This is a genomic window from uncultured Streptococcus sp., from assembly GCF_963545685.1.
Classification (GTDB): Bacteria; Bacillota; Bacilli; order Lactobacillales; family Streptococcaceae; genus Streptococcus.
Genome location: NZ_CAUUKN010000055.1, coordinates 1 through 8,733 on the forward strand (window position 1 = coordinate 1; position 8,733 = coordinate 8,733).

The following is an 8,733-nucleotide window of genomic DNA, read 5'->3' on the forward strand; positions in this document are numbered from 1 at the left end:
TGAGCAACCTTTTGTCGGACAAGGTTTGAGATTTGGTGATTTTTCTCAACGATTGCTGTCTCAGCCACCGTGACTTTCCTACAATCTTTACACTGGAAGCGACGTTTCTTCAGACGTAGTAGTGTTGGAGTTCCAGCTTGTTCGAGAAGAGGGATTTTAGAAGGTTTTTGAAAGTCATATTTGATCATCTTTCCCTGGCAATGAGGGCATTGGGGTGCAGGATAATCCAGTTTTGCTTGAACCTCGATGTAAGTATCTTTTTCAAAAACAAGAGAAATAATGATGTTAGGGTCTTTAATTCCGATTAATTCTGTGGTATTCTTAATAAGTCTCATAAGTTCTCCCTAATGATGGTTTGGTCGCTTTTCATTATAGTTCTTATGGGACTTTTTGTGTAGTCTCAAAAAGCTCTATAATCTCTACGGTGGTTTTACCCACTACAGAAATTATAGAGCCATGATTATAGGTTTAGAACTGTCTCACCCTCTTTTTATGTTTTAGACTAGCTTTCTATGGTATAATGAAACTATGACTATTATTAATCAATTCGTCACTTTGGCGAGTCACCTAGTATTTATTGGATTGAGCTACCATATGCTGATTAGCCTCCTTGATTGGACAAAAATTACCAAAAATCCTATCGAGAATACTGGTAAGTTGAAGCTCTTTTTGCTTTTTATCAGCATCGCCTTAGGTTATCTTGTCAGTTCCTTTATCCTGTCAGTTTTAGCTTTTGGACAGAATATGGCTAGCTCGATTTCTTAAATTAGTGATTTTAATTGAGTTTTGATATAATACAAAAAATAATACAAAATTGACCCTTGAAAGGAATCCTTATGGATAAGATTATTGTGAAGGGTGGCAACACTCGATTAAGTGGTGAGGTTGTCATTGAAGGTGCTAAAAACGCTGTTCTACCGTTGTTGGCGGCAACTATTTTGGGCTCGGAAGGTCAGACAACCTTGACTAATGTTCCAATCTTGTCAGATGTTTACACCATGAATAATGTGGTTCGTGGCTTGGATATTGCTGTAGACTTTGATGAAGAAAATAATACCGTTGTAGTTGATGCTAGTGGAGAGATTTTAGATCAGGCACCATATGAGTATGTTAGCAAGATGCGTGCGTCTATCGTAGTACTTGGACCTATTCTTGCTCGTAATGGCTATGCTAAGGTCTCAATGCCTGGCGGTTGTACGATTGGTAGTCGTCCTATTGACCTCCACCTTAAAGGTTTGGAAGCAATGGGTGCTAAAATTACCCAAGTTGGTGGTGATATCACCGCGACAGCAGAAAAACTAAAAGGTGCAACTATTTACATGGACTTCCCATCTGTTGGGGCTACTCAGAACCTTATGATGGCGGCAACTTTGGCTGATGGCGTCACTACCATTGAAAATGCTGCGCGTGAACCAGAAATTGTTGACTTGGCTCTTCTTCTTAACGAGATGGGGGCAGATGTCAAAGGTGCTGGAACTGAAACACTCGTGATCAAAGGAGTTAAATCTCTTCATGGTACACAACATGCAGTTGTTCAAGACCGTATTGAAGCAGGTACTTTTATGGTAGCAGCAGCCATGACTTCTGGCGATGTTCTCATTAAGGATGCTATCTGGGAACATAACCGTCCTTTGATTTCTAAATTATTGGAAATGGGTGTCGACGTTAAGGAAGAAGAAGGTGGCATTCGTGTTAAATCTGATATTTCTAAATTGAAACCTGTAGTGGTTAAAACCCTACCACACCCAGGTTTTCCAACTGACATGCAGGCTCAATTTACGGCTCTTATGGCAGTTGTAAAAGGTGAATCAACCATGATTGAAACAGTCTTTGAGAATCGCTTCCAACATTTAGAGGAAATGCGTCGTATGGGGCTTCATTCTGAAATCCTTCGTGATACTGCAATGATTCACGGTGGTTTGCCACTTCAAGGAGCGCGAGTTATGTCTACCGACCTTCGAGCTTCTGCAGCCCTTATTCTTACAGGGATGGTTGCAGAAGGAACAACAACTGTTGGGAAATTGACACACTTGGATCGTGGTTACTATCAATTCCATGAGAAACTAGCTAAACTAGGAGCGGATATTTCTCGTGTAAGTGAGGCATAGTATGGAAACTGGTAAGGGCTATGTTTTTCGTCAATTATTAGTTGTTTTGATTGTGTGTTTAATTAGTCTTGCTTTTCTAGCTATCGGTTTAATGATTGGCTATGCCGTATTGGGTGAAGGCAAGGATCCTATTAGCATCTTAAAACCAGAAACTTGGCAAGCAATTATTGCTAAATTTACAGGAAAATAAGAGGGAGTGGGCAATCGTCCCGCTCCTTTCGTCATGACATTCATTTAAAAGAAAGAGAACAATGGCAAAAAGAAAGAGATCTTTAACAAATAAACAGAAACGTCAGTTAGTCTCATTACTAATAGCAGTTTTGATAGCAGTTTTAGGTTACATAGGAACTAGTAATAAGCTCTCGCCTGATAATCCTATCAGACAAGTAGCAAGTCTAGTTTCAGGTGAATCTAACAAATCCATTAAATCTAAAGGTTCAACTGATACTCAGTCCACACCACAAGAGCAGCTTGCTGAGACAGTAATGACCAGTTCGGTCAAAAGCCAACTGGGTAATCCCTTGGAATGGAATGGAGCTGGAGCCTATATTATTAATGGAAATAAGACGAATCTAAACGCTAAGGTATCTAGCCAACCCTATGCTAATAACCAAGTTAAAACGGTTCAAGGACAAACTGTTCCTACAGTTGCTAATGCCTTATTAAGCAAAGCAACTAGACAGTACAAAAATCGTCAAGAAACAGGGAATGGCTCAACCTCTTGGACACCAGCTGGATGGCATCAAGTTTATGATCTTTCAGGAGAGTATAACCATGCTGTAGATAGAGGTCATTTGTTAGGGTATGCACTGATAGGTGGCTTGAAAGGATTTGATGCTTCGACTTCAAATCCAGAGAATATTGCTGTCCAAACTGCTTGGGCAAATCAAGCAAATAGCGATAGTTCTACAGGTCAAAACTATTATGAAAGCCTAGTACGAAAGGCTCTGGATAAAAACAAACGTGTTCGTTATCGTGTGACCTTGATTTATGAAGGAGAGAACCTCATTTCATCAGGAACACATCTTGAAGCTAAGTCAGCAGATGGGGCACTTGAGTTTAATGTCTTTGTTCCAAATGTACAAGAGGGAATTACCCTAGATTATTATTCAGGAAAAGTAACGGTGAATTAAAGAAAACGACTCCGAGCGGGGTCGTTTTCTTGTATCTAGACAAACAAAAACCCACCCTAAGGTGAGTTGTTTTATTCACTAGCTTGCTCCCATTGTTTAGAGAGGTAGCGAGAGTAGCTAGAGATAGCAAAGTTAACCACGAAATAGGCTAAAGCCACGATACCGTATAAAGTAAAGATTTGGCTTGGTTCGTAGTAACCACCCATCAGAATCTGGCTCTTACCAAACAATTCTTGTAAGGCGATAACAGAGTAAAGGAAAGAAGTATCCTTGATAACCGTTACGAATTGAGAAATGATAGATGGTAACATTTTACGAATAGCTTGTGGGAAGATGATGTAAATAAAGATTTGTCTGTTGTTAAATCCTTGAGACAAGCCGGCTTCCGTTTGTCCATGGTCGATAGAGTTAAGTCCTCCACGAATGATTTCCGCCAAGGCAGCTGATGTGAAGACCGTGAAGGAGGTAATACCTGCAGCTGTAGACTTGAGTTGGAAGACCAAGAAGATAATAAAAATCCAAAGCAAGTTAGGAACATTACGAACAAACTCAACGTAGATAGAAGCAATCCAACGAAGAATAGGATTCTTTCCATTACGCATGACCGCTAGAATAGTTCCAAACAAGGTAGACAGCACGATGATGAAGAAAGACAAGTAAAGTGTTGTCCACATTCCTTGTGCCAAGAATTTAAGGTTAGTAGCTGTTAAAACTTCTGACATAGTGGACCTCCTTAGTAAGCTTTCTTATTCTCTTCTTCTTTACGACGTGCCCATGTAGCTAGAGGGAAACACATGATAAAGTAGAGGAAAGCAGCCCCAGCAAAGGCAGGCACGTAGTTAGTTGTATCGTAAGCCCAAGCCTTAGCAGTGAACATGATATCTGCTCCAGAAATAATGGCAACCGTAGAAGTGTTCTTAATCAGGTTAACCACTTGGTTGGTAAGTGGTGGCAAGATAGTACGCACTGCTTGAGGCAAGATGATGAGACGCATGGTATCAGCGTAGGTAAAACCTTGAGACAAAGCCGCTTCGGTTTGACCTTTAGGAACCGCCTCGATACCTGTACGAATAATTTCAGAAATATAAGCTCCGGTGTAGATACCCACACAAAGGATGGCCGTCAAAGAAATTGGGATCATGACATGACCGTCCGTCAAAATCGAAATACCATAGAAGACAACCACGAATTGTACGAGTAAAGGGGTATTTTGGAAAATTTCGACATAAACACGTGAAATACCACGAAGTACCTTGTTATGAGTCGAACTCATAGCACCAAAAATCAATCCAAGTAGAAGTGCTACAATTAAGGCACCGATAGAAATACCAAGGGTGTAAAAGAATCCTTTGGCAAATTGACCAAAGTTAGCAAAGAAAGCAGCCCAACGTTCGAGAGCGAAAGGACTAACCGTTTCAGTTAAAAGATACATAAGTTCACGGCTCCTTTCTATTCATTTTCAGCCTTAGCTGGTTTCAAGTTATATTTATCATAGAGTTTTTGAAGACTTCCATCTTTTTGCCACTTCGCCAACAAATCGTTAGTGTAGTCGATCAAGTCTTGGTTAGATTTGCTTGAAGCGATACCGTATTCTTGAGTTTTGAAACCTTCGTTCAAGGTTTTTGTCTTCTTACTTTCATAACCAGAAAGGATAGACTTATCCACTGAGAAAGCATCAACACGATGGGCGTAAAGAGATACAGCCAATTCTGGGAAAGAACCGAGTTGAACATAGTTGAACTTAAGATTTTGGGCTGAGGCATATTCTTGCAAGGCAGCCTTAGTTGACGCACCTTGAGAAACCCCGATAGTCTTACCATTCAAATCTGAGATTTTATTAATACCTGAATCCTTAAGAACCAAGAAACCAATTTGGTCATAGTAGTAGGGATTTGAGATGGCGTAAGATTCCTTACGTTCATCATTGATGGTATAAGTACCGATAAGTAAGTCAATAGTACCGTTATCCATAAGAGGTTCACGGGTTTGCGTCGTTACCGGGATGTAATTCACCTTCACTTTTAATTCATCAGCAATCTTTTTAGCTAAATCAACTTCCATACCTTCGTAGCTATTGGTCTTCGCAGAATAGTAACCAAAGTTAGGAACGTCTTGTTTAACACCAACATTAAGTGTTCCTCGCTTAACAATCTTTTGGACGGCCTCACTATCTAGGAGTTTGCTAGTGTCTTCCGCCTCAGTCTTATGACTTGAGACCAGAAAAACAGTAGTAATCACCAAGCTTACGACTGTTAGATAACGAAAGATTTTTTTGAAAATCATAGGCCACCTCCTTAGGCATCCACTGAGACATTATCAGAGTTGTGGTCGATAATCTTAGAGAGGAATTGAACTGCGCGAGGTTCAGTAGGATTGTCGAAGAAACCATCGACATCCGTAGTGTCCACAAGGACCTGACCTTCAGCCATGAAAATGATACGGTCAGCCACGCTACGCGCAAAGCCCATTTCGTGGGTAACAACTACCATGTTCATACCACCTTTGGCAAGTTTTTGCATAACGGCAAGAACGTCACCGATAGTCTCTGGGTCAAGGGCTGATGTTGGTTCGTCAAAGAGCAAAAGTTCAGGATTCATGGCAAGACCACGAGCGATAGCGATTCGTTGTTTTTGCCCACCAGAAAGCATACCAGGGAAAGAATCTTTCTTGTCCCACATGTTAACATAGCGAAGGAATTTTTCAGCTGTCTTCTCCGCCTCAGCCTTACTAATTCCAAGAACCTTAATTGGTGCCAAGGTTACATTTTCAAGAACGGTTTTGTGAGGGTAGAGGTTGAAGTGTTGGAAAACCATACCCGCTTCCTTACGCAATTCTACCAAGTCCTTAGCAGATGCCTCAGCAACATTATGTCCGTTAACGATAAGGGTACCCTCATCGATTGATTCCAAGGCATTGATTGTACGGATAAGGGTTGATTTCCCAGAACCAGAAGGTCCCAAGAGAACCACAACCTGTCCTTTTTCAATTTCTAAATTGATGTCACGAAGAGCATGATAGTCTCCATAATATTTATTGACATTTTTAAATTCGATAAGTGCCATAAGAGCCTCCTATAATGGATTTGCTTGTTAGGTTTTCTAACACAAATACAATTTTAGCATAAGATAAGTTATAAGTCAAAAATTTCAGAATATTTTTGCAAAATGTTTGGTTTTTACGATATAATTAATCAGTTTTACGATAAAAATATAAAAAAACAAAAATGTTCCTAGGATGAGCTCTGTATCCACTAGCTTGTCACTGTTGTTTATATGGAGACGACAGTAGTTAGAGATGACAAACTTAAGCAGGAAAAACTTTTAAGCAACAGTTAATTCCTCATCTTCTAACATAGTGTAACAAAAAGTGTGTATTTTACTGAGGATGATAGTACTAAGTAAGTAATATTTGAAAATTCCATTGAACTAGATAAGATTGATGAATGGTTTAGAATGAAAATAAAGAGAAAGCTTTTATTTCAGTCATAAAGACATAGCCGAAACTTGGTCCTTGACCTATTTTTTGGTATAATATGTTTGATACGTAAAGTTTTTGGCTTTACTAAATTGAATGACTTAAGAAAACCGATGAGGTGTTTATATGAAAAAAATTCTAGTTGTTGATGATGAAAGACCAATCTCGGATATCATCAAGTTTAACCTTACTAAGGAGGGGTATGAAGTGGTTACGGCCTTTGATGGTCGAGAAGCTTTGGAACAATTTGAAGCTGAAAAACCAGACTTGATTATCCTAGACTTGATGTTGCCTGAACTGGATGGTTTGGAAGTTGCCAAGGAAATTCGTAAAACGAGCCACACACCGATTATCATGCTTTCAGCTAAAGATAGTGAGTTTGATAAGGTTATCGGATTAGAAATTGGGGCAGACGACTATGTGACTAAGCCATTTTCTAACCGTGAATTGTTGGCACGTATTAAAGCCCACTTGCGTCGTACAGAAACTATTGAAACTGCAGTAGAAGAGAGCTCTAACTCTAGCAAGCAGGAAATTTCAATTGGTGAGTTGATTATTGTTCCAGATGCCTTTGTTGCTAAAAAAAGAGGCAACGAAGTTGAGTTGACCCACCGAGAATTTGAGTTGCTCTTCCATTTGGCAACTCATATGGGACAAGTTATGACACGTGAACATTTGCTTGAAACCGTTTGGGGCTACGACTATTTTGGGGATGTTCGTACTGTGGACGTAACTATTCGTCGTCTGCGTGAAAAAATTGAAGATACACCTAGCCGTCCTGAATATATCTTGACGCGTCGAGGTGTCGGTTATTACATGAAGAATTATGACTAGTATTGGCTTAAATATTACAAGCTTTGAACTAGCCTTACTCTTTACGCTCCTCTTTGTTGCTTTCTATTTTATTTTTCTAGCTTATCGTGATTATCGACAAGTTAAAAATATCCGAAAGTTGACTAAGAGAGTCAAATCCCTTATGGCAGGTAATTATAATGAAAAATTACGCATAAAGGGAGATTCAGAGCTTTTAGAGCTAGCTAATAGCTTGAATGATTTGTCAGACGTCTTTCGTTTGACACATGAAAATCTAGCCCAGGAAAAAAACCGCTTGGCATCTGTCCTTTCGTACATGAGTGACGGGGTTATTGCGACCAATCGCCGTGGTCAGATTACCATGATTAATAGTACTGCCCAACGCTTGTTGAATTTAGATCGTGAAACTGCAATTCAGATGTCTATTTTGGATTTATTAGATGGTGAGAATCCCTATACCTATAGTGAATTGTTGTCTAAGACACCCGAAATCCATCTGTCGCGTCGAGATGCTAACGATGAATTTGTGACGCTACGTGTTAATTTTGCACTAATTCGTAAGGAATCTGGTTTTATTTCAGGTCTGGTAGCCGTTCTTCACGATGCCACTGAACAGGAAAAAGAAGAGCGCGAACGCCGTCTCTTCGTATCAAATGTTAGTCACGAATTGCGGACGCCTTTGACTTCTGTGAAGTCCTATCTTGAAGCACTTGATGATGGGGCTCTCCACGAAGAGATTGCTCCAAACTTTATCAAAGTTTCTTTAGATGAAACCAACCGGATGATGCGTATGATTTCTGACCTCTTGGCATTGTCTCGAATTGACAATAAAAGCACACAGCTTGATGTCGAAATGACAAACTTTACAGCCTTTATGACCTATATCTTGAATCGGTTTGATCAAATAAAGAGTCAAGAAACTAATCCAGGTAAGTTTTATGAAATCATTCGAGATTACCCAGTAAACTCTATTTGGGTGGAAATTGATACTGATAAGATGACCCAGGTCGTAGATAATATACTTAATAACGCCATCAAGTATTCTCCTGATGGTGGGCAAATTACAGTATCTATGAAAACGACGGACTCTCAGTTGATTGTTTCTATTTCCGACCAAGGTTTAGGAATTCCTAAAAAAGATCTGCCTCTGATTTTTGACCGTTTTTACCGTGTTGATAAGGCCAGAAGTCGTGCTCAAGGTGGAA

The 8,733-nt window shown here is 39.8% G+C and carries 11 protein-coding genes; 6 read left to right on the forward strand and 5 right to left on the reverse strand.

The features are described from left to right. On the reverse strand, positions 1-335 hold a 335-nt coding region (locus RWZ99_RS08005), incomplete at its 3' end, for a transposase family protein (protein WP_314677834.1). Between the two features lie 193 nt (positions 336-528). Here RWZ99_RS08005 and RWZ99_RS08010 point away from each other — a divergent pair. The 4 genes from RWZ99_RS08010 (at position 529) to RWZ99_RS08025 (ending at position 3,241) form a co-directional block, all read left to right on the forward strand. Next, entirely contained in the window at positions 529-765 is a 237-nt protein-coding gene (locus RWZ99_RS08010) for a DUF1146 family protein (protein ID WP_314677836.1), read from the forward strand. 71 nt (positions 766-836) lie between these two features. Next, positions 837-2,108 carry a UDP-N-acetylglucosamine 1-carboxyvinyltransferase gene (murA, locus tag RWZ99_RS08015; RefSeq protein WP_314677838.1) on the forward strand — a complete coding sequence of 424 codons (1,272 nt, stop codon included), beginning with the start codon at positions 837-839 and terminating at the stop codon, positions 2,106-2,108. 1 nt (position 2,109) lies between these two features. After that, positions 2,110-2,298, forward strand: coding sequence for a DNA-directed RNA polymerase subunit beta (locus RWZ99_RS08020; protein WP_314677841.1), 189 nt, complete (start codon positions 2,110-2,112; stop codon positions 2,296-2,298). Positions 2,299-2,359: 61 nt separating this feature from the next. Beyond that, entirely contained in the window at positions 2,360-3,241 is an 882-nt protein-coding gene (locus RWZ99_RS08025; protein WP_314677843.1) for a DNA/RNA non-specific endonuclease, read from the forward strand. A gap of 71 nt (positions 3,242-3,312) precedes the next feature. On the opposite strand, the gene RWZ99_RS08030 is transcribed toward RWZ99_RS08025, so the two are convergent. Genes RWZ99_RS08030 through RWZ99_RS08045 form a run of 4 tightly spaced genes read right to left on the reverse strand, consistent with a single transcriptional unit; the run spans position 3,313 to position 6,303 of the window. Further along, the gene (locus RWZ99_RS08030; RefSeq protein ID WP_314677844.1) at positions 3,313-3,963 is read right to left on the reverse strand and encodes an amino acid ABC transporter permease; all 651 of its coding nucleotides are present in this window, start codon (positions 3,961-3,963) and stop codon (positions 3,313-3,315) included. Positions 3,964-3,974: 11 nt separating this feature from the next. Continuing rightward, entirely contained in the window at positions 3,975-4,673 is a 699-nt protein-coding gene (locus RWZ99_RS08035; RefSeq protein WP_314677846.1) for an amino acid ABC transporter permease, read from the reverse strand. A gap of 17 nt (positions 4,674-4,690) precedes the next feature. Then, positions 4,691-5,524 carry a transporter substrate-binding domain-containing protein gene (locus RWZ99_RS08040; protein WP_314677848.1) on the reverse strand — a complete coding sequence of 278 codons (834 nt, stop codon included), beginning with the start codon at positions 5,522-5,524 and terminating at the stop codon, positions 4,691-4,693. Between the two features lie 11 nt (positions 5,525-5,535). Then, on the reverse strand, positions 5,536-6,303 hold the full coding sequence (locus RWZ99_RS08045; RefSeq protein WP_314677851.1) for an amino acid ABC transporter ATP-binding protein: 768 nt from the start codon (positions 6,301-6,303) through the stop codon (positions 5,536-5,538). A 538-nt stretch (positions 6,304-6,841) separates the two neighbouring features. Between RWZ99_RS08045 and yycF the strand changes: the two genes are divergently transcribed. Both yycF and vicK read left to right on the forward strand, forming a co-directional pair. After that, positions 6,842-7,549 (forward strand): response regulator YycF, encoded by a 708-nt coding sequence (gene yycF, locus RWZ99_RS08050; protein WP_314677854.1) that lies wholly within the window; start codon positions 6,842-6,844, stop codon positions 7,547-7,549. After that, on the forward strand, positions 7,542-8,733 hold a 1,192-nt coding region (gene vicK / locus RWZ99_RS08055; protein WP_314677856.1), incomplete at its 3' end, for a cell wall metabolism sensor histidine kinase VicK. The genes yycF and vicK, both read left to right, overlap by 8 nt.

Bases quoted from the DNA above. Each gene is read 5' to 3' on its own strand.
- RWZ99_RS08010 (WP_314677836.1), top strand. From the start codon at position 529: ATGACTATTATTAATCAATTCGTCACTTTGGCGAGTCACCTAGTATTT.
- murA (WP_314677838.1), top strand. From the start codon at position 837: ATGGATAAGATTATTGTGAAGGGTGGCAACACTCGATTAAGTGGTGAG.
- RWZ99_RS08020 (WP_314677841.1), top strand. From the start codon at position 2,110: ATGGAAACTGGTAAGGGCTATGTTTTTCGTCAATTATTAGTTGTTTTG.
- RWZ99_RS08025 (WP_314677843.1), top strand. From the start codon at position 2,360: ATGGCAAAAAGAAAGAGATCTTTAACAAATAAACAGAAACGTCAGTTA.
- RWZ99_RS08030 (WP_314677844.1), bottom strand. From the start codon at position 3,963: ATGTCAGAAGTTTTAACAGCTACTAACCTTAAATTCTTGGCACAAGGA.
- RWZ99_RS08035 (WP_314677846.1), bottom strand. From the start codon at position 4,673: ATGTATCTTTTAACTGAAACGGTTAGTCCTTTCGCTCTCGAACGTTGG.
- RWZ99_RS08040 (WP_314677848.1), bottom strand. From the start codon at position 5,524: ATGATTTTCAAAAAAATCTTTCGTTATCTAACAGTCGTAAGCTTGGTG.
- RWZ99_RS08045 (WP_314677851.1), bottom strand. From the start codon at position 6,303: ATGGCACTTATCGAATTTAAAAATGTCAATAAATATTATGGAGACTAT.
- yycF (WP_314677854.1), top strand. From the start codon at position 6,842: ATGAAAAAAATTCTAGTTGTTGATGATGAAAGACCAATCTCGGATATC.